Annotated in this window: 15 protein-coding genes; 2 read left to right on the top strand and 13 right to left on the bottom strand. The window is 28.4% G+C overall.

Annotated features, from left to right (window positions below; genetic code table 11):
* Nucleotides 1–77: 77 nt before the first annotated feature.
* The 11 genes from HMPREF9709_RS03715 to HMPREF9709_RS03665 all read right to left on the bottom strand — a co-directional run bounded on the left by HMPREF9709_RS03715 (nucleotide 78) and on the right by HMPREF9709_RS03665 (nucleotide 16,743).
* On the bottom strand, nucleotides 78–1,487 hold the full coding sequence (locus tag HMPREF9709_RS03715; RefSeq protein WP_005398057.1) for a peptidoglycan D,D-transpeptidase FtsI family protein: 1,410 nt from the start codon (nucleotides 1,485–1,487) through the stop codon (nucleotides 78–80).
* Nucleotides 1,477–2,742 carry an FtsW/RodA/SpoVE family cell cycle protein gene (locus HMPREF9709_RS03710; RefSeq protein ID WP_005398055.1) on the bottom strand — a complete coding sequence of 422 codons (1,266 nt, stop codon included), beginning with the start codon at nucleotides 2,740–2,742 and terminating at the stop codon, nucleotides 1,477–1,479. Before HMPREF9709_RS03710 ends, HMPREF9709_RS03715 begins: the two co-directional genes overlap by 11 nt.
* An 8-nt stretch (nucleotides 2,743–2,750) precedes the next feature.
* Entirely contained in the window at nucleotides 2,751–3,257 is a 507-nt protein-coding gene (locus HMPREF9709_RS03705; protein ID WP_005398052.1) for an FHA domain-containing protein, read from the bottom strand.
* 429 nt (nucleotides 3,258–3,686) lie between these two features.
* Nucleotides 3,687–5,381: a phospho-sugar mutase gene (locus tag HMPREF9709_RS03700; RefSeq protein WP_005398050.1), complete on the bottom strand. Its 1,695-nt coding sequence runs from the start codon at nucleotides 5,379–5,381 to the stop codon at nucleotides 3,687–3,689.
* Nucleotides 5,382–5,389: 8 nt separating this feature from the next.
* Nucleotides 5,390–7,228, bottom strand: a complete 1,839-nt coding sequence (pulA, locus tag HMPREF9709_RS03695) for a type I pullulanase (protein ID WP_005398041.1) — start codon at nucleotides 7,226–7,228, stop codon at nucleotides 5,390–5,392.
* The gene (locus HMPREF9709_RS03690) at nucleotides 7,229–9,487 is read right to left on the bottom strand and encodes a glycogen/starch/alpha-glucan phosphorylase (RefSeq protein WP_005398040.1); all 2,259 of its coding nucleotides are present in this window, start codon (nucleotides 9,485–9,487) and stop codon (nucleotides 7,229–7,231) included. It abuts the gene before it with no gap.
* A complete protein-coding gene (gene glgA, locus HMPREF9709_RS03685; RefSeq protein WP_005398039.1) occupies nucleotides 9,487–10,911 on the bottom strand; it encodes a glycogen synthase GlgA in 1,425 nt (474 codons plus the stop codon). The genes HMPREF9709_RS03690 and glgA overlap by 1 nt, the downstream gene beginning before the upstream one ends.
* Complete coding sequence (glgD, locus tag HMPREF9709_RS03680) at nucleotides 10,912–12,030, bottom strand: glucose-1-phosphate adenylyltransferase subunit GlgD (RefSeq protein WP_005398038.1); 1,119 nt, start codon at nucleotides 12,028–12,030, stop codon at nucleotides 10,912–10,914.
* Between the two features lie 9 nt (nucleotides 12,031–12,039).
* Complete coding sequence (locus HMPREF9709_RS03675; RefSeq protein WP_005398037.1) at nucleotides 12,040–13,179, bottom strand: glucose-1-phosphate adenylyltransferase; 1,140 nt, start codon at nucleotides 13,177–13,179, stop codon at nucleotides 12,040–12,042.
* A 12-nt stretch (nucleotides 13,180–13,191) separates the two neighbouring features.
* A complete protein-coding gene (gene glgB, locus HMPREF9709_RS03670; protein ID WP_005398036.1) occupies nucleotides 13,192–15,081 on the bottom strand; it encodes a 1,4-alpha-glucan branching protein GlgB in 1,890 nt (629 codons plus the stop codon).
* 9 nt (nucleotides 15,082–15,090) lie between these two features.
* Nucleotides 15,091–16,743: a putative manganese-dependent inorganic diphosphatase gene (locus tag HMPREF9709_RS03665; RefSeq protein WP_005398035.1), complete on the bottom strand. Its 1,653-nt coding sequence runs from the start codon at nucleotides 16,741–16,743 to the stop codon at nucleotides 15,091–15,093.
* 293 nt (nucleotides 16,744–17,036) lie between these two features.
* Here HMPREF9709_RS03665 and HMPREF9709_RS03660 point away from each other — a divergent pair, with 293 nt between their 5' ends.
* Nucleotides 17,037–17,702 (top strand): SatD family protein, encoded by a 666-nt coding sequence (locus HMPREF9709_RS03660; protein WP_005398034.1) that lies wholly within the window; start codon nucleotides 17,037–17,039, stop codon nucleotides 17,700–17,702.
* Nucleotides 17,686–18,408 carry a DUF3307 domain-containing protein gene (locus HMPREF9709_RS03655; protein WP_005398033.1) on the top strand — a complete coding sequence of 241 codons (723 nt, stop codon included), beginning with the start codon at nucleotides 17,686–17,688 and terminating at the stop codon, nucleotides 18,406–18,408. The genes HMPREF9709_RS03660 and HMPREF9709_RS03655 overlap by 17 nt, the downstream gene beginning before the upstream one ends.
* 86 nt (nucleotides 18,409–18,494) lie before the next feature.
* On the opposite strand, the gene HMPREF9709_RS03650 is transcribed toward HMPREF9709_RS03655, so the two are convergent.
* Nucleotides 18,495–20,264: a flavocytochrome c gene (locus HMPREF9709_RS03650; RefSeq protein WP_005398031.1), complete on the bottom strand. Its 1,770-nt coding sequence runs from the start codon at nucleotides 20,262–20,264 to the stop codon at nucleotides 18,495–18,497.
* Between the two features lie 198 nt (nucleotides 20,265–20,462).
* A complete protein-coding gene (locus HMPREF9709_RS03645; RefSeq protein WP_005398025.1) occupies nucleotides 20,463–21,068 on the bottom strand; it encodes a hypothetical protein in 606 nt (201 codons plus the stop codon).

Below are 21,068 nucleotides of genomic sequence, written 5' to 3'. Positions count from 1 at the left end.
TATTTAGTTCTACAAAAATTATATCATAGTAAAATTTACCAATGTAAAGTTTAGGTAAAATCTAATTAAATTCTATGTTAATTACTGTCAATATTGTTTTGATAGATATAATCAAGTGTTTTTATAGCAATTGGTGCTGCCACACGTCCGGCTAGTTGTTCAGTTCTTTCAACAACTACAATAACTACGTATTTTGGATCATCAGCCGGTGACATACCTAAATACCATGCATTATTTAGATTATTTGTAGTCTCTGCAGTACCAGTTTTCCCTGCCATTGTCTGACCAGAATTTAATGTATAGCCATTATATTTTGCAGTTGAAAGCAAGTATTTTCTGACTGTTTCAGCATATTTTTTTTCAATCTTATCAGATAAAATTTTAGGATTAGTAACTTCTTCCCCATTTGATCTATTAATCTTATTTACTATATATGGTTTATAAACTACACCATCATTTGCAATACCCATTGCAATTTGTAACATATCAATAGGAGTAACATACATTTCACCTTGCCCAAACGCAGTATTTCCTTTTTCTAGATTTGATAAACCCTTCTTATATGGGAATATTGACTTATTTCTGTTTATTGGGAAACTGTCATCAACTCCAATACCAAAATCCTTTAATGTATCTGAGAACATTTCATTTGTCACATCTTGTGATTTTTCAAAGAAATAAGTATTTGATGATACTTGTAAAGCTTTCTCTAAATCCATTTCACCATATTTCTGATTATCAAAATTGTGTACAGTATAATCGGCAATAGTTGCCTCTCCCGTATCATTATAATTTAAGTCCATTCCACTTCTTAGAAAGGCAATTGATGTAAATGCCTTAAATATTGAGCCAGGCTCATATAAACCTTGTGTAGCTCTATTTAACATTAAACCATCTTCTGAATTTACAATTTCATCCCAATTATCTTCTAATCCTTTAATACTTAGAGAAGGTTTTGAAACCATACTTAAAATTGCTCCAGTTTTAGGATTTGCAACTATAACAGCTCCCTTTTTATCTCCAAGTAAATCATAGGTATATGATTGTAATTTATCATCTATTGTCAAATATAAATCATTTCCTTTTTCGCTATTATCGAATAAATTATCTAATCGCGTAAAGATATCCGCATTGTGTTTTAAATTTAATAAATCAGCATTATATGTTAATTCAAGTCCTGATTTTCCATATTGTATAGAGTTATATCCTATAATTGTAGAATATAAGTAATTATATAGATTTTCTCTTTGATAAGCACCATCTACTAATTTAGAATATGCAAGTTCTTTACCATTTCTATCAAATATTGTACCTCTAGCTATCAAAGTCTCATCGACTTGATTTCTAGCATTTAATTTATGATTATTTAATTCATCAGCTTTAGTTAATTGAAAAAAAACTAAATACAAAGCTTGAATTAGAAACAAAGCAACAATAGATGCTAGAAGAAATACTAATTTTTTATTTTTTGATTTATTAATTTCCATCCCAATCTCCTGATCTTGCTGTTAAGTATTGCAATACAGATAATAGAGCAAAATTAGCTATCATAGATGAACCACCATAGCTTAAAAATGGTGTGGTAATTCCAGTTAAAGGTATTAATTTTAATACTCCACCAAAGATTATCAATGTCTGCATAGCAAATAATAAACCAATACTTAAAGCTAATGAACTATAAAATTTAGATTTTAATTGAAGAGATACTTTAATTGATTTATAAAACATTAAAATATACATCATAAGAATTGAGAATCCCATAAATATTCCCATTTCTTCCATGATTGCAGTTATTATAAAATCTGACTCTACAACTGGAACCAATTCTGGTCTACCCAAACCTATACCTGTACCAAAAAATCCACCATTCGCAATTGAAAATAAACCTTGGATAATTTGATACCCTCGTCCATTTGCGTCACTCCATGGATTTAGCCAAATATCTATCCTAACTTTAATATGTGAAAGCACAAAAGAAGCAAGATAGACACCAACTAATCCAATTAAAATATTTAATATAATAAAAGTATATCTTCTTTCAAATATAAACATAGTACCTAGCATTATTGCAAATAATAACACTGCAGTACCTAATTCTCCTTGTAAAAAGAATAATCCTGAAAAAAGATATGTTGAAAATACTAAATAATATTTTCCAAATTTACGCTTAACAAAATCATCATAATTATTGTAAAAACTTGCAATCATAAACACATAAGAAATTTTAGCAAACTCGGACAATTGTATTGTAAAAAATCCACCTATACTTATCCAGTTTTTTGCACCACCACTAGTAAACCCTAAAACTAAAGTAGCTAAAAATGTTAATAGAGTGATTGCAAAATATAGCCAAAACTTGTCTTTTAAGTATTTTCCGAAATATTTCATAATATTATAGACAATAAAAAACACGAAAATTCCTAAAAAATACCACAATATATGCTTAAATGCAGTTGAACTATCCAATCTTAACAGTATAACTAAAGATATACTATATAGAAAATTTACTAAAAATATAAAAGTACTATCCCCCTTTGTAAGCTTAGGGATATAGATAGATACCAGTAGAGAAAAAATTATAAATGCAAATGAACCATATAATGCATTATAAGTAATCTCATCATTTTTTAATATAGCAAGAAATATGCCAACAATTTGAAAAACCAGTAGAGAAAAAATTAATAAATTATGATATGATTTTTTCTTTTGCAAATTAATTGCATTAAGTGTCTTTATATCCATAATTGCTCCTATATTTCTTCTTTATATTTTTCAATATCTTGTATTTCAAGTGAATAATATAATTTATAATCACCTATTTCAATGACATCTTTATCTAATAACTCTAAATTTTTCTCAACAAACTCTCCATTTAACTTAGTACCATTTGAAGAATTTAAATCAATAATATAATAACTACCATCTGATTTTTTTATATCCGCATGATGTTTTGACACAATCTTACTATCCAGTACAATATCATTTGAAAAACTTCTACCAATTGTAGTTAAATTTTCTAATAAATACTTTCTTTGCTCTCCATGATCAATAAATGTAATATACGCCTTCTCTACCTTATTTACTAAATCAATATTTTTAATATCAAGAATAATCAATTTAACAATAATATAAATATAATAAAGAACGATAAATACAAAAACAAACTTAAACACTGAAGAAATGATTGTATACAAATTCAAATCACCAATAAAATCTGTGAAGAATACATTACGTAATCCATTAACTATCTCTCTCATTTTTTCTCCTGTTACTTTTATTTATTCTAATTTAAAATAATTATATCAAATTACATAATAATGAACAACACACCTTACTTTACAATCTTATAAAGTAATTATTAAGAAATTATTAAAAAAAGAGTTAGATTTAACTCTAACCCTCTTTCTCAAAATTATTAATTTTTTAAATACAATTTTTTTAAATACAATTTTCCATCAATCATTTCATATATACTTCAAAATAATCAACAAACACCCTAGCCCCACACAATTTCGCGTAAAAAAAAGATAAAATTTATAATTTTTCGCGTAAAACGAGCAAAAATAAAAAGTCAGACCACATAGCTTTAGATAACCAAAACTATTTTTCTGACTTTTTATTTGCCGCGGAGTAGCGACATATAAATTTTATCTTTTTTTGCTTTTTTATCTTTTTTTGCTTTTTTATTACTCTGTTTCCCTAATCTTCCCATTTGCGGCTTCAAATATAGCATTAACCATATTATCCCCAGCTTCTTTAGTTTCTGCGTTTGAATAAATATATAATTTAATCTTTGGTTCAGTACCAGATGGTCTTAAAACATACCATGAACCATCATCTAAAATATATTTCATTACATTTGATTTAGGTAGACCTGTTTCATCATTTGCATAATCAATTACTTCTACCAATTTATGACCATTAATTTCTTTAATAGGATTATTTCTAAAATCTTCCATAATTCTACCAATTAATTTTTGCCCATCTAATCCTTCTAAAACGATTGAAATAAGTTTTGAACCGTGATATCCAAATTCATCATAAAGCTCTTGTTGCACATCTAATAAAGATTTGCCTTGAGCTTTATAGTATGCAGCCATCTCAGCAATCATCATCGCAGATGAAACGGCATCCTTATCCCTTACATTGGAACCATATGAATATCCTATACTTTCTTCATAACCAAACACAAAAGTCTTTTCTTTTGTCTTATCCCATTCGTTAGCTGGAGCATAAATATTTTTGAAACCAGTTAACACATTTTCGCTTTCAACACCATATTTTTTAGCTATTTTATCAGGTAAATCTGAACTTACAATTGATTTAACTATCACTGGATTTTCAGGTAATTCTCCTCTTTCATAAAGTCTTGAAAGAATGTAATTTGTTAGTAAAGTACCAATTTCATTACCAGTTAAGAAAATGTAGTTACCTTCTTTATCCCTTACTTCAAGTGCCGTTCTATCTGCATCAGGATCAGTTGCTATTAATAATTCCGCACCAACTTCTCTACCTAATTCTTCAGAAAGCTTAAATGCTTTAGGATCTTCTGGATTTGGATAACCAACTGTAGTAAAATCTGGATCTGGCATTTCTTGTTCTTTAACTACATGAACATTTTCAAATCCTCTTTCTTTAAGAATCTTTGTAATTAGCTCTCTACCAGTACCATTTAATGGAGAATAGACAATGTTAATGCTCTTATCAATATTTTCATCTTCAATAGAAAGATTTAATACATCACGGAAATATGAATCAATAACATTTTGATCAACAATTTCAATAATTCCTTTGTTTAAGCCCTCATTGTAATCCATCATTTTAACATTGCTGTAATCACCAACTTTTTCAATGTTTTCTAAAATTTTATTAGCAATATCATCTAAAATTTGAGATCCTTCTTCCCAATATGCTTTATAGCCATTATACTCTCTTGGATTATGTGATGCTGTAATCATAACACCAGAAATTGTTCCTAATTTTCTTATTGTATATGAAAGTAATGGAGTTGGAGTTATATCCTTATGAATAAATACTTTTATTCCATTAGCCGCCAAAACAGAAGCAGTAATTTCTGCAAATTCTCTAGATTTATGTCTTACATCATGAGAAATAGCAACTCCCCTATGCATTGCTTCTTGACCATATTCATTAATTGTATCAGCAAGCCCTTGAGTTGCAAGTGAAACAGTGTATTTGTTCATTCTATTTGTACCTGCTCCAATTTTACCTCTTAAACCAGCAGTACCAAATTTTAGATTTTGATAAAATCTATCTTCTATTTCTACTTCATTACCTTCAAGAGATAAAATTTCTTTTCTGGTTTCTTCGTCGAAATAGCTGTTATTTAGCCATTCGTTATATACTGACTTATAATCCATATTTCCTCCTATAAAATTTTGTAAATATTTGTTGTGTATTTTTCAATCTCAATTGTTGTTACAGTTTCATCTATTCTTTTATTTTTCCAAATCAGATTTAATTTATCCATATCTTCAAACATAGGTATTTCTTCAGAAGAATTACCAAAATTATGAATTATTAGATAATTATCTGTCTCACCTTTTATTGTATATGCAATTAGTGAATCTTTTAAATCATTTAAAAATTCAATCTTTTCTCTTACTTCATTTTCAGTTTTCAGATTAAATATACCCAATTCTTTTCTTAATGAAATTAATTCCTTAATCTTAGTAAACAAATCATAATTTTTTTCTTTCAACGCCCAATCAATTCCATTTACATCAGCTGGAGCATTATATGAATTATGATTGCCCTTTTTATTTCTTAAAAATGAATTTCCAGAATGGAAGAATGGTAACCCCTGGCTAGTCATTAATAGAGAAAAAGCCATATATGTGATATCCTTAATTTCACTCTCTTTTACATCTGATTTTACTAATTTATCATAAAAAATTAGATTGTCATGTGCATTAAAATAGTTGATTGATTCTAAAGGATTAGCGAATGACTCTCCCTTATTATTTTTTAATCCAACCGATCCAATTATCCCATTTTGAATATTTTTCTTATAATAATACTCACCTTGAATATACCCTCTTTCACTACCATCATTGTCTCCCTTTATGGCATCCCTGAAAAATGGATTAAAAATAGCAAAACCTTTATCTTTTTGAGCTCCTATAACAATTTGCTTTTCATAAGCTAAAGGTGAAGATAAAGCCATCCATGGCTCACCATATATAAGAATATTTGGATTTATTTCTCTAAGTTTTTCTTTAGCTAACATAATTGTATCGATATCAGTTAAAGCCATTAGATCAAATCTAAATCCATCTATTTTGTACTCTTTCGCTAAATAGCATAGTGAGTCAACAATAAATTTTCTTCCCATTTGAGTATCTGATGCAAACTCATTACCACAACCTGACCCATTTGAGAAATAACCGTTTTCTAATCTATAGTAATAATTAGGTTCGATAACATTAAAAGGTGAGTCTTTTGATCTAAAGGTATGATTATATACAACATCTAGAACAATTGACATCCCATTTTCATGATACCTTTGTATAAATGTCTTAAACTCTCTTATTCTACTATAAGGATCATTTGGCGAAGTTGAAAAAGAACCTTCAATATTGTTGTATAGCTCTTGATCATATCCCCAGTTGTAGTTATCAGGATATTGTGATAGAGGTTTTAACTCATTAACTGTTAAATAGTCTGTAACTGGTAATAAGTGAACATGAGTAACACCTAAATCCTTAAAATGATCAATACCCGTACTATAATTATTATATTTTGTCCCCTCTTGACTTGAACCTAAAAACAATCCCCTATTTTCTGCCCCCGAAGTAACATCTATGGAAATATCGGCAACATGAGTTTCTACAATAATTGCTTTATCTTTATCATTAAATGGTATTTCATGTTCCTTAAAACCTTCAGGATTAGATTTCTCTAAATCGATAACAGCTGCTCTTTTGCTATTCGCAGAGCTTGCAAATGCATAAGGATCAACAACTTCTTGATTTCCAATTAGAAAAGTATAAAATTTACCCTCCATATCACCTTCAAGTGAGTATTCAAAAACATCGTAAATGTTTTTTTTCATTTCAAACTCATCACGTTTTTGAGTATTGTAAGTGTCATATAAACATAAAATTATATTATCTTGTGATGGTGCCCACACTCTAATAGTTGACTTTTCAGGCGTATATGTTAATCCTAGTTTTATATCGTCTAAATAGTTTTTTACTTCTGTCATTTATTTCTCCATAATTTCAATATATTTTTCTAAATAATTTTTATCATTTAAAGATAATACTTTTTCAGCATTATACAGACAATTATTATACCATAATTTTTCATCAGAATAATCTTTTATTGCCTTTTCTAATGTATCAGTGTATTCATATAAATCCTTAATAATGTGATTTTCATCATTGAAGTAATATATCGAATTATAAATTTTATCTATATCATATGGAAATGTACTCATTGGTAAACTTCTATAGAAATTAAATAAATCCTCTATTTCTGGATTGTTTTCTAAGAATTCATACAAATTATAATTATTACTAAATATCATGTCATCTTTACTGTCACCAAATGTATATGATTTAACATCATTTTTATTAAGAATATTATCATCAAAATAGCTATTTGTGCTGACTATAGCTGAACCATTTAGTATAGCTCTATCCAAACCATAATCATCCGATTGCATTGAAAAAATACCTAATTTTTGATATATGTCAGTTGCAGGAATTACTATATTAGATTTAGTTAAATTATAATTTTCAATAAATACAATCTTAATCTTGTCTTTAATAAATAAATCATTATTTATTTGATTTGCTAATTCATTGATAAATTTAATAGTTTCTTTTGCAATATAGTAATTAGGATAAGTCTTACCTCCAAATAAATATGTCCTTTCAGGTAAATCTAAATTTGGATTTCTCTTTAATCTAAAGTATTGCAGTGCAACACCTAATACGGAAAGCATTTGTCTTTTATATTCATGAAAAACTCCAAGATGTGAAACAAATGCGGAATTCATATTGATTAAATTTTTATCTATATTGAGATGATCTAACATCTTAATTTTCTTTTCCATTTTAACTTTTTTATAAAAATCAAAGTCGACATAACCATTAGATTCAGGATTATATTTATATTCTGGATAAATTTCTTTAATATATTGTTTACCATCAAATGGTACATTAAGATTGTACATTTTATAGTTATATCTCTTATAATGATCTTTCATATATTTGTGCTTTATCAAATCAATATGTGCATCACTTACCGTTATAACACTATTAGATATATAATAAGCAATGTTTAACAAATCAACATAACCATCCTTAATAATTAAAAGAGGATAATCAAAATCCCTTTCAGATGATAAGAATTCTGCTTTTATATGTTTATCAAGTTTAAATATGATATCCAATATATTTGGACAAACCTCACCTATTAAATTAATATCCCACGCTTGGAATGATTCTGGTAATAGTGATGCATGAAGAAATACAAACACTTTTTTTGCGATATTTAATGATTCCTCAAATGATAGTTCATATTTTCCCATTGCTAAATCAATAAATACAAGCATTGCAAGCACTGGATGTACATCATGTATCTGAATTTTAATATGTTTATCCATCTCAAGTATATTGTTACCTTGATATTTCTTAAATTTCTTGAAAATATCTTGCATAGAAGAGCTTGCAAAGAAATACTCCTGCATTAATCGAAGTTTTAATCCTTCTTTATTGTTTTCACTTGGATATAAAAATTCAACGATAGAATTAGCTCTATTTATCTCATCATATGAATCTAATATTTGTCCATTTGAGAACATTTGAAAATCCAAATCATTTATAGAAAAACTTTTCCATAATCTTAATGTGTTTACATATTCTCCATCATTTGATAATATTGGGATATCATAAGGTATAGCTTTTACAGAAAAATCTTTAAAATTAACAAAATGACTAAATCCTTTTTCGTGTTCCCAAGGATTTTTGTTTATTTGCCAATCATCAGGTTTTTCTATCTGTTCACCCTGTACAATTTCTTGTTTTAACATCCCCCTTCTGTATCTTAAACCATAAGCATATACATTTTCTTTTTTTGCTGTAAGTAATTCGACAAATTTTTGGGTAGAATCCCCCATGTCTCCAAAACCTAAAGCAAATTCTATATCTTTTTCTCTGATTTCATCAAAGTCAATATTTTTTGACTTTAACACTTCTTTAGTTTCTTCTAAGAAGTCTAATTTTATTAAATTTTTTAATAATTGATCACCAATTGTATACTCATAAGAAAGAATATAAATAACTTTATTTTTTATATTATCTCTATATGTCTCAAACCACTTTTTCCCAATAAATCTTCTAATACTATTAGCAAGAGAGGCGAAAATTTCGCCTTCTCTAGCTGTAGAAAAATCTTTAGCAAAAAGTTCATATAGATTTCCTTCTATTTGATTTTCTAATTCATCATATTTTTTCACTATAAACTCCTGTATAGTTCAATATATTCTTGTGAAGATCTTTCCCAATCAAAATCAGATTTCATAGCATTTTCTATTAAAATATTAAATTTTTCTCTATCATTACAGTACAATTGAATTGCTTCTTTTGTCTTAAACAGTAAGTCATGAGCATTGATATTTGCAAAAGTGAATCCAGTACCTGTATTTTCATACTTATTATATGGTTCAACAGTATCTTTTAATCCACCTGTTTCTCTGACAATTGGCAAGGATCCATATCTCATGGCAATCAATTGAGAAATACCACAAGGTTCAGCAATGGATGGCATCATATATAAATCTGATGCTGCATAAATTTGATTAGATTCTTCTGCATTGAAGTATATCCTTGCTGCCACTTTATCAGGATATTTATATTCAAAGTATTTAAACATTTCTTCATATTCATATTCTCCTGTACCAAGTACTACAAATTGAATATCTTCTTGTATTAATTCTTCAAATACAAATCTTAATATTTCTAGCCCTTTCATTGATGTTAGTCTTGTAACCATACCAATTAATGGCACATCTTCTCTTACTGGCAATCCATATTTCTTTTGTAAATATTTCTTATTTTCTGCTTTTAATTTATAAGTTTTATTATTATAATTCTTATAAATTAATTTATCTGTTTCAGGATTCCATACATCGAAATCTAAACCATTTACTATACCTGATAATTTGTGTGAATGGAAATTAATAACTGGATCTAAGCCTTCACCAAAAAATTCAGTTCTTATTTCTTGTGCATATGTCTTTGAAACTGTGTTAAATTTAGTAGAATGTACAATTCCACCTTTCATAAAATTTATAGCTTCATGATGCTCTAAATCATTGTAATTCATGTATTTTACATCAAGGCCAGTCATATGAAATACGGAACCATCGAAAATACCTTGATATTTAAGATTATGAATTGTATAAACAGTTTTCACATCTTTATAAAAGTCATCACCTGTTCTAAAATCATTCACATAAACTGGCACTAATCCTGAATGCCAATCATTAGTATGGATAACATCAACTGGAAACTCTAGTATTTTTGGAAGAAGAGCTGCTGCTTTAGAAAAGAAAATAAATCTTTCAGCATCATCAAATTCTCCATAAACTTTTGGCCTATTGAAATAATCTTGATTATCCAGTAGATAGTAAGTTACACCATCATATTCAATTTCAAATATTCCACAATATCTATGCATCCAGGCTATATCAATATATACATATTTTAGATATTTTAATTTTTTCTTAAATTCTTCTTCGATTTGAGAATATAAAGGTAAGACTACCCTAATATCATGTCCTTGTTTCTTAATATATTTTGGAAGTGAACCTGCGACATCTGCTAAACCTCCCGTTTTTATAAAAGGAGTAGATTCACTAGTAACGTATAATATATTCATTTACTTCTCCAATACTGATTTCTTAGGAACAACATAAGGATTGTTTTTTGTCCCTTGTACAAAAACTCCATCTTTAATTACTGATTTTTTATCAACAATTGAGTTAACGATTATTGCTCCATCCCCAATCTTTGCACCTTCAAATATTATTGAATTTTTAATTATAGCATTTTTACCTATTTGAACACCTCTAAATATAACAGAATCTGATACTTCTCCTGCAATGATAGAACCATTTGCAACTATAGAGTTTGTTACATTGTTACCTTCTTGATATAGTGTAGAAGGTTCATCCTTATTTTTTGTCAAAATGCCTGATCCAAATAAGAATAAGTCTGCATATATACCAGGATTCAATAAATTTAGATTTGCTAAATAATAAGAATTTAAATCTCTAATGTATTCAACATGATTTTTTATTTCATATACACCGATTTTTAGTCTATCTTTATTATTTATAATAGATTCAGAAAGTGTAAATGCATTTTCTGTTTCCATTGCTTCTGTGATTACTTCTTTAAAAACTTCTTTTTTAATTATTATATGATCCATAAATAAATTAAATACATTTTTTGTACCTAAATTAACACCGATATTTTCTACATTTCCTTCTTTATCAAAGATAACTTTTCTAGCATTTAAATATCTTCCAGTAGGATCCTCTTGTTTTCTATAAAGGAAAATTACATCATAATCTCCCTCACAGTATTTTTTATAAATTGATGTTATATCTATCCTTGCGATTAACATAGGATTTGCAATATACACATGTTCACATGGACTGTCTTCAACAAATGGTAGAGAATCATAATAAGAGGCGATTCTTCTATTTCTAATATCTGTTTCACTAGTTGTAGGTGAACTAATCACAAGTCCATTTTGTCTTTTATCCATTTCCCAATGCTTCCCATTACCAACATGGTCAAGTGTTGATCTTATATGTTGGCTACCATGTAATAGGACATTTGTAATGCCATGTTCTGAAAAATTTGAAAGTGTAATGTCTATAACTCTATATCTTGATCCAAAAGGTAGCATATAATCTGGTCTTGTGTTTAATAGAGCATTATAGGCACTAGTGTTAATACCTGATTTAATTATTCCCATTAATTTTTTCATAATAATCTCCTACTCTTCTGTAATCTTATCTTTTTGAATTAGATAAACTTTGTCTGAACCTCTAGTACCAACTTTTGTATTTTCTTTTAGATACACATTAGGATTTGTCACACCATTATGGATAATACATCCTTTTGAGATTATTGTACCAGGTAAAATGACTGAATTATATACTTCAGCACCTTCTTCAATAGTCACTTGGTCAAATAATACAGAATTTTCTACAATACCATAAACTTGGCACGCCTCATTGACTAAGGAATTTGTGATTTTAGCATTTTTACCTATGTATTGTGGAGGTAAGTTTTTAGAAGTGGTGTTTATTTTCCATTTTGTATCGTAAATATCAAGACCACTTTCATCCTTGATTAAATCAAGATTTGCTTCCCAATATGACTTCACTGTACCTACATCTTTCCAATATCCCTTAAATCTATATGCCATCATCTTTTTGCCTTCATTTAAAAGCATTGGGATAACATCATGTCCAAAATCATATGAAGATTCTTTATTGTTATAATCTTCAATTAAAGCTGATCTTAAAACATTCCAATTAAATATATATATTCCCATAGATGCTAAATTGCTCTTTGGTTCTTTTGGTTTTTCTTCAAATTCTATAATTTGATCAGTCTCATCTGTATTCATGATACCAAATCTACTCGCCTCATCCCAATCAACTTCCATTACAGCAATAGTGACATCGGCATTATTATCCTTATGGAATTGTAATGCTTTATCATAATCCATTTTATATATATGATCCGCTGATAATATCAGAACATATTGAGGTGCAATATTATCCAAATAATCGATATTTTCATATATAGCATTTGCAGTTCCTTTATACCATCTTCCTCCATCTTCAGTATAATAAGGAGATAGTGTTTTTAGTCCACCTTTTAATCTGTCATAATCCCACGCTTGTCCTAAACCAATATGTTCGTTTAAGTAAAAATGTTTATATTGAGTTAAAATACCAATATTGTCAATACCTGAATTTGCAGCATTTGAAATTGCAAAATCAATTATTTTATATTTTCCTCCAAACGGAACTGCGGGTTTTGCTGTATGAGCTGTTAGTGATTTAAGTCTACTTCCCTGTCCTCCTGCAAGTAGCATTGCTACCATTTCATTTTTTGAAGCCATTTTTCCCTCCTGTTATTTTTTTGTACTTAATTTAATAAACAAAGCTTGATATGAAGGTAGATCAATTTCTATTGAATATGGTCTATCTTTGTGTGGTATTTCTTTCGAATATATAGGTGTATTTCTTTGTATTTCACCACCATATTTTCTATGAGCGGAATTAAGAATTATTTTATATATTCCTTTCTCATCCACTCCATATCTATAATTAGTCCTATAAACAGGTGAGAAATTAAAGAAGCAAATTACCTTGTTTCCATCCTTATCTATTCTCTCAAAAGCTATAATATTTTCATCGGCATTGTCTAATTCTAGCCAATTGTAACCATCATATGAATCATCGATTTGATGTAGTGGTTTTTCTTTTTTATAAATTTCATTTAGATTTTTAACAAACTCTTGTAAATATTTATGATTGTCATAATTTAGAACTAACCAAGATAATTCTTTGTTTTCATTCCATTCATCAAAAACTCCAATCTCATCCCCCATAAACATAAGTTTCTTTCCAGGATGAGCATATTGATATGCGTATAATGCTCTCAAAGCTCTAAATTTAGTATAATAATCACCTTGCATTTTAGATATCATTGACTTCTTAAGATGTACTACTTCATCATGTGAAAATGGTAAAATGAAATTTTCACTAAAGCAATATGTTATAGAAAAAGTCAACTTATCGTGATGATATTTTCTATCTATTGGATCTTTCTCGAAGTATTTTAGTGTATCATTCATCCATCCCATGTTCCATTTAAAATCAAAACCTAGACCATCTTGATCAACAAGTTTTGTAAGATTTGGAAAAGCTGTTGATTCTTCTGCTATCATAACAGTATCTGAATGATATAAATGCACAACTGAATTTAATTCTTTAACGAATTCAATTGCTTCAAGATTGTGATCTCCACCAAATTCATTAACTAAATTTTTTCCTCCATAAGTTAAATAAAGCATAGCTGAAACAGCATCAACTCTTAATCCATCTACATGGAAGTATTTAAGGAAAAACAATGCTGAAGAAATCAGGAAGTTTCTAACTTGTTGTTTCCCAAAATCAAAGTACAAAGTACCCCAACCTTCTACTTCAGCTCTATAAGGGTCAGCTTTTTCAAATAAAGCTGTACCATCAAATAAACGTAAACCGCTATCATCTTTTGCAAAATGTACCGGTACCCAATCTAAAATAACCGCTATACCTCTTTTATGAAATTCATCAATTAATTTCATTAAACCTTTTGGATCCCCATATCTTGATGTAGCTGAGAAATATCCAGTTACTTGATATCCCCAAGAGCCATCAAATGGATACTCTGTTAGAGGCATAATTTCAACGTGAGTGTAGCCCATACTCTTTACATAGTCTGGTAATACTTTACATAAGTCCATATAAGTATAATAATCATTGTTAAAATGTCTCATCCAGGAACCTAAATGTACTTCATATATTGACATTGGTTTATGTTGATGATCCTTTTTTAATCTTTTTTTCATATATGATTTATCTGACCATTGAAAACCCCGAAAATCATAAATTTTACTTGCAGTACCAGGTCTAAATTCAGAATAAAATGCATATGGATCAGATTTGATAATGGATCTAAAATCAGGAGTGATAATTCTGTATTTATAATTTTGATAATCCTGGAATTCATCAATACAGATATTCCAAATTCCAGAATTATTAATATTACTCATCCTTAAATTATGATCATGCCATCCATTAAAATCCCCCATAAGAAAAACTTCTCTTGCATTTGGTGCCCATACGCAAAAACTTAACCATGTTTTTCCTTGGTATTGATACTTATGAGCTCCTAAGAACTCATAAGATTCATAGTTTTTACCTTCATTAAATAAATAGATTTCCTCATCTAAATCACGTCTAAAATATGCGTTCATAATTCATCCTCATTCTTCTTCTTTAATTTTGCTAACAGCTCGTGTTAGTGCTGGTATGAATTGTTTTTTTCTTGATAATAAATCTTTTACAAGGTATCCTTTTTCTTTATATTCAACTCCAAATTCGTTCGCAATAACTTCATTTAATTTTCCAACTGTTATAACTAATGATTGTTCATTAAATATATCAGTTATAAATAATGCAAAGACATCAGTCTTTTCGTTGTTATTTACATTAGTCATTGATGTAATTATTTCATCAATAAATTTTTCTACAGAATCTAAATTTGTTGTAAATGCTTGTGAAACTCTAGCATTTTTATCCTCAATTTCAAATTTCTTTGAATCAGTCATAAGTATATCTGTTACACTTACACCTTCAAGTGATGTACCTGCAGAAAACATTTCTTCACCATATGCTTCTAAATCAATTTCTGCAATTTCTGCTAATTCTCTTAATATTTTCTTATCTACTTCTGTTGTAGTTGGTGATCTAAATAGTAAAGTATCTGAGATTATAGCTGATGCCATTAATCCAGCCATTTCTTTACTTGGTGTAAGACCATATTCTTTATACATCATTGCTAAAATTGTAGATGTACATCCAACTGGTACATTTCTGAAGTAAATTGGAGAATTGGTATGAATGTTTGCAACCCTATGATGATCAATAATTTCAAGAATTTCTACATTATCTCTATCATCAATTGATTGATTGCTTTCATTGTGATCCACAAGTATAAGTTGTTTTTTCTTATCAAATAGTAAATCATTTCGATTTAATTCACCGATAACAACTAAGTCGTCATTTACAATTGGGAAATTTCTAAATCTTGTATTTTTGACTTTTCTACTTACATCCTCAAGATATTCCTCTGGCTTGAAATATTGTAAATTATCAGTTGTCATAACATATGAAACTGGTATTGCTTGAGGTAGCAATCTAGCTGCCATAAATGAATTATATTTTGTCGTTAAGACAGTTACATTGTTTTCTTTAGCTTTTTGCAAAATATCATCTTCAACTTTATGTCCTGAAGAAACAATAAGTATACCAACTTTTCTTTCAATCGCTTCACGTTGAGAGTCAAGTCTATTACCAACAATTAAAATGTCTCCTTCTTTGGAATGTCCCTCTTCGTCAACTTGAGAAGCGTATACCAACATCCTTCCATCAAATTTATTCGGATTTTCTGGTAAATGTACTATTTCACCTGAAAGCACTTCTACAATATTTTCAATTTTTGTACCGGCTCTCCATAAAATAACATCATCCCAAACATCCATATATGATTTTGTCAAGTTTGAAAGTGTAACTATCCCTTTTAATCTACCTTCATCATCAACTATTGGTAAAAATGATATATTTCTTGGTTGCAAATAGTTTGCTGCTTGATAGATTGAAATATTATCTTTAATTGTCAATGGTTTTACTAATCCTAAATCTTCAACTTTTTGTTTTAAGTTTTCAACATATTTAGGTGCATCTTGATGCCATTTTTCTAAAACCCATTTTGACTCAAGATTTAAATCCCCAAGTCTTATCGGCACATATTCATTGTCACTGTCTATCCTACTTTTCAAATCTGAATAAACAATAGCTGAAGCTATTGAATCAGTATCTGGATTTTTATGTCCTGTTATATAAATTTTGTTTTTCATCGATTTCTCCTTTATACAAATATTTTAACATAAATATTCTCTGTAAACAATTGCAAAATACTTATCCACAAAGAATATTATAATTGCTGCATTTCGCATAATTTCAATAGTTAATAATATAATTATTGACAAAATATATTGTTTATTATATTATTTCCATATATAAGGAAATAATCGATAATTTCCTTATTTGAGGAAATTATAACAAAAATATGCAAATCAACACAATTTTTTATATTTGTCTTAAATACGGAAAAAATATAAATTTTCCTTATTTAAGGAAAGGATATATTATGAACAAATATATAGCCATCATTGGCGATTTAATTCAATCAAAAAAAATAGAAAATAGAAATGTTTTTCAAGAAAACTTAAAACAAATATTTAATAATTTAAATAAAAAATATAAAGAAACCATTATTTCCAATTTTACATTGACGATTGGAGATGAATTCCAGGCGATATTGAAACTAGATAATAATTTAATGAAAATATTAGATGAATTGTATCTGTTAATCCCCCATGAATTTAGAATCGGAATAGGTTATGGAGAAATAAGCACCCAAATAAACCCTATACTGAGCATAGGATCTGATGGTGAAGCTTTTTGGTATGCAAGAGCCGCTATAGAATATATCTATAATAACAATTACAGTGGTAGAAGTAATATATATTTTAAAAGCGAAGAAGAAGATATAGATGAGATTATCAATACAATCTTTTTACTTTCTGAAACAATAAAAGATCAGTGGACTGATTTACAAAAAGAGACTTTTCAAGCAATGTTAAATGAAGACATCTATAAAGAAAACTTTAATCAGCAAAATTTAGCAAAGAAAATGAAAATATCCCAAAGTAGCTTAAGTAAAAGATTATCTTTGGGTAATATAAAAATATATTTACACGCAAGAAATCAAATCACAAAAATTTTGGAGGACAATTATGAATATGTTGAGTGATATAACCATAATCCTTTTAATAATACATTTTTTAGGTGATTTTCAACTACAGAGCCAAGAAATTTCAGATATGAAATTAAAAAGTAAAAAACATCTAACTAAGCATATTTTAACCCATGCAGCATTACTTATTTTACCAGTTATACTTTTTATAAAATATAATACAGTTGTGATAGGATTATTGACCATTTTAATCATTGTAGTATCACATTATTTAATCGATATAATTAAAAGTAAGATCTCAATAAAAAATAGTAGACAAGAATTAAAATTATTTTTAGTAGATCAATTTCTTCACATTTTTGTAATATTACTTTTTACAGAAATTCTATTTAAAAAACAATTTTTTGTAATTTCAAAATTAATTATTGATAGAACAATATTAAATTGGATTCTTATTTTAGTACTGGTTACAAAACCGGCAAATATACTATTTAAAATTGGTTTTAAGAAATATAATATTAAATCAGTTGATACAGAAACAGAGATTGGCGCTGGTGCATTAATCGGTTCACTAGAAAGAATTTTATCAATAATTTTTCTTTCAATGGGACAAGTCAGTGCTATCGGGTTAATTTATACAGCAAAATCCATCGCAAGATTTAAGGAAATAGAAGAAAATAAACGATTTGCTGAGTATTATTTAATAGGTACATTATATAGCATACTTTATGCAATAATCGTTTTTTACTTAATGATTATTTAATATAAGATTATAAAAAAAGTTAGAGAATTAGTGTTTAAGATATTAAATCTTTTCTACACTAAATTTCTCTAACTTTTTAATTAATTTTATTTTTTAATATATTTAGCAGCTTGTACGCCGGCTTGTTTTCCATATACGGATATATCAGCAAGCGCAACTGAACCTAAACGATTTGTACCATGAATACCGCCAGTTACTTCCCCTGCCGCATATAAACCTTGTATTATTTCATTATCTTTAGTTAAAACTTCAGCATTAACATTAATCTTTAATCCACCCATTGTATGGTGTACAGCTGGACCAGCTTTTAACATGTAAAATGGTGCTTGTTCAATTGTCCAACCAAGCATACGTAAATTAAATTCAGGGTCTTTATTTTCTTTAGAATTTTTGTTAAAACTTTCTACTGTAGCTTTTAATTTATCTGCATCTACACCAAAGTGTTCAGCAAGTTCTTCAATTGTATTAGCCTTAACTAATAAACCTCGATCGTATAAATTCTTAGCTTCAGCTTCATGTGAATGAATTGTACCTGTTAGCTCTGATGATTTTTCATCCCAAATTAGATATCCCACATTATCTGTTTGTTGTTTAATTGCAAGTGAAATTTCTCTACGTGTAGCTAATTCTTCTACAAATCTTTCACCTTCTTTATTTACTAATAAAGCTCCACCTACTAATCTTGTATCTCCAACATATAATAATCTTCCTGTTTCAACATCACATATTGGATATAACTGGATTTTATCCATATCAACAGTGTCGGCACCCAATTTTTGAGCCATTACAATACCATCACCAGTTGCTCCAGGACTGTTTGTTGATAATACCTTATCGTCAATTTCTTTATCATTTTTATATAGCATTTTATCATTAGCTCCAAATCCACCTGAAGCAATAATAACTGCTTTTGAATGTACAGTGATTATTGAATCTGGAGTTTCAACTTTAACTCCTACTACCTTATTATCATTGGTCAAAATTTCTTTAACATTATGTTCAGTAAGTACATCAATGCCTAATTCTTTTGATTTTGCATGATATTTATTGATTAACTCAACTCCTGAATGCCCTTTTGGAATTAAAGATCTTTTAACAGAATGTCCACCAAAAAACATTAGTGAATCCAACCATTCAACTTTTACATCATCTGCTAACCATTTAGCAGTTTCAGTTGCATGTTCTGAAAGATATTTTATCAACTCAGGATTTCCTCCTGCTTTTTCTACATCTTTCGCAAATAGTTCAGGACTATCTTTGATACCTTCTTTTTTTTGTAAATCATTTGCTGGAGCAGCATACTCAGCTCCTGATATTAAAGTGTTACCACCAACATTTGGTAGCTTTTCAAATATTGCAACTTTTTCAACCCCTTCTTCTTTAGCAGATATTGCTGAGGCAAATCCAGCTCCACCACCACCAATTACTACTAAATCATATGTAAGTTCTTTTTCTTTTTTAGTAACTTTTTCAGTTTTTTTACTAAAATCTTCAGTTTTGTAACCCGCATCTTTAACAGCTTCTTTTACTGCAGAAATAAAAGCATTAGATGTTACAGTAGCACCTGAAATTATGTCTATATCTAGGTTTTGATTATCTATAATTTTCTTTGTTAAATCATCGATTGCTTTTGAGCCTAAGCCCTCTGTTTCTTTATGCTCGGACTTAATATTATCAATTTTCCCATCCTTAAAGTTAACCTCTACAGAAATATCTCCATTATGTCCAGAGATTTTAGCTTTTCCCATCTTTTCGGAATTTTCTATTTTTGTATCCATATCTTTATTTGTAGTGCATGCACTAAGCAAAAATACTAAAGATAATATTATACAAAGTAGTCTTTTTCTTCTATCCACTTTTCCCCCCTAATTTTGTTAAATTTTTGCCTTTCGACATTTTTAATAATAACAAAAAAATTAACTACTTTCAACAAAAAGGCAAACTTATGAAATATAATTTCTATATTTTAAACCCTTCAGGATATGTATTATAAATATAAGGGATTCTTCTGTCATTATTATAGTTAAAGATATCAGTCTATTGTTTAATAAAAGTTATTCTACAGATTTTATACCCGCAACAATTATAGATTTATCTGGTGCAATATGAACTTCAAAATTATTAACAGTTTTATCTGTATCAGATATCCAAGTAGTGTATACCACAACACCTTGAATTTCATTTTCATTTACAAATATTTGGCATGTACTTGAGTTTAGATTTGGGTAAAATCCTTCACTCTTCAAATAAGATATTATTTCACTTATTTTTTTGTGAAGCTGTTCATTTGTAGATTTTAGATCTTTTATTGTTTCTTCACTCCATTTATATTCATCAGCAGATATTTCGTCATTGTACAATTTAACTTGCCATTCTACACCATAAGGAAACAATTCATTCATTGTACTTGTGTATTCTTTCTTTTCTTGTTCTGTTGTACCGTCTGCAAATTTATATTCGTTAATTTTTAGATCGGATGATTTAAAATTTATCTTTTTATTAGCTATATCATCTTCATCTTTGGTATCATTTTCTTTGTTTACTTCTGTTTTAGTTTCTATATTAGATTCTGGCTTGGTTTCAGTTTCATTATTTTGTTTTTGATTGCATCCCACAAGTAATAATACTGCGATTGATAACAATAATGCTTTAATTTTCAT

The organism is Helcococcus kunzii ATCC 51366, assembly GCF_000245755.1.
Lineage (GTDB): Bacteria > Bacillota > Clostridia > Tissierellales > Peptoniphilaceae > Helcococcus > Helcococcus kunzii.
The sequence above is the reverse complement of the archived record's forward strand: the minus strand, read 5'-3'. Positions and strand labels throughout refer to the sequence as shown.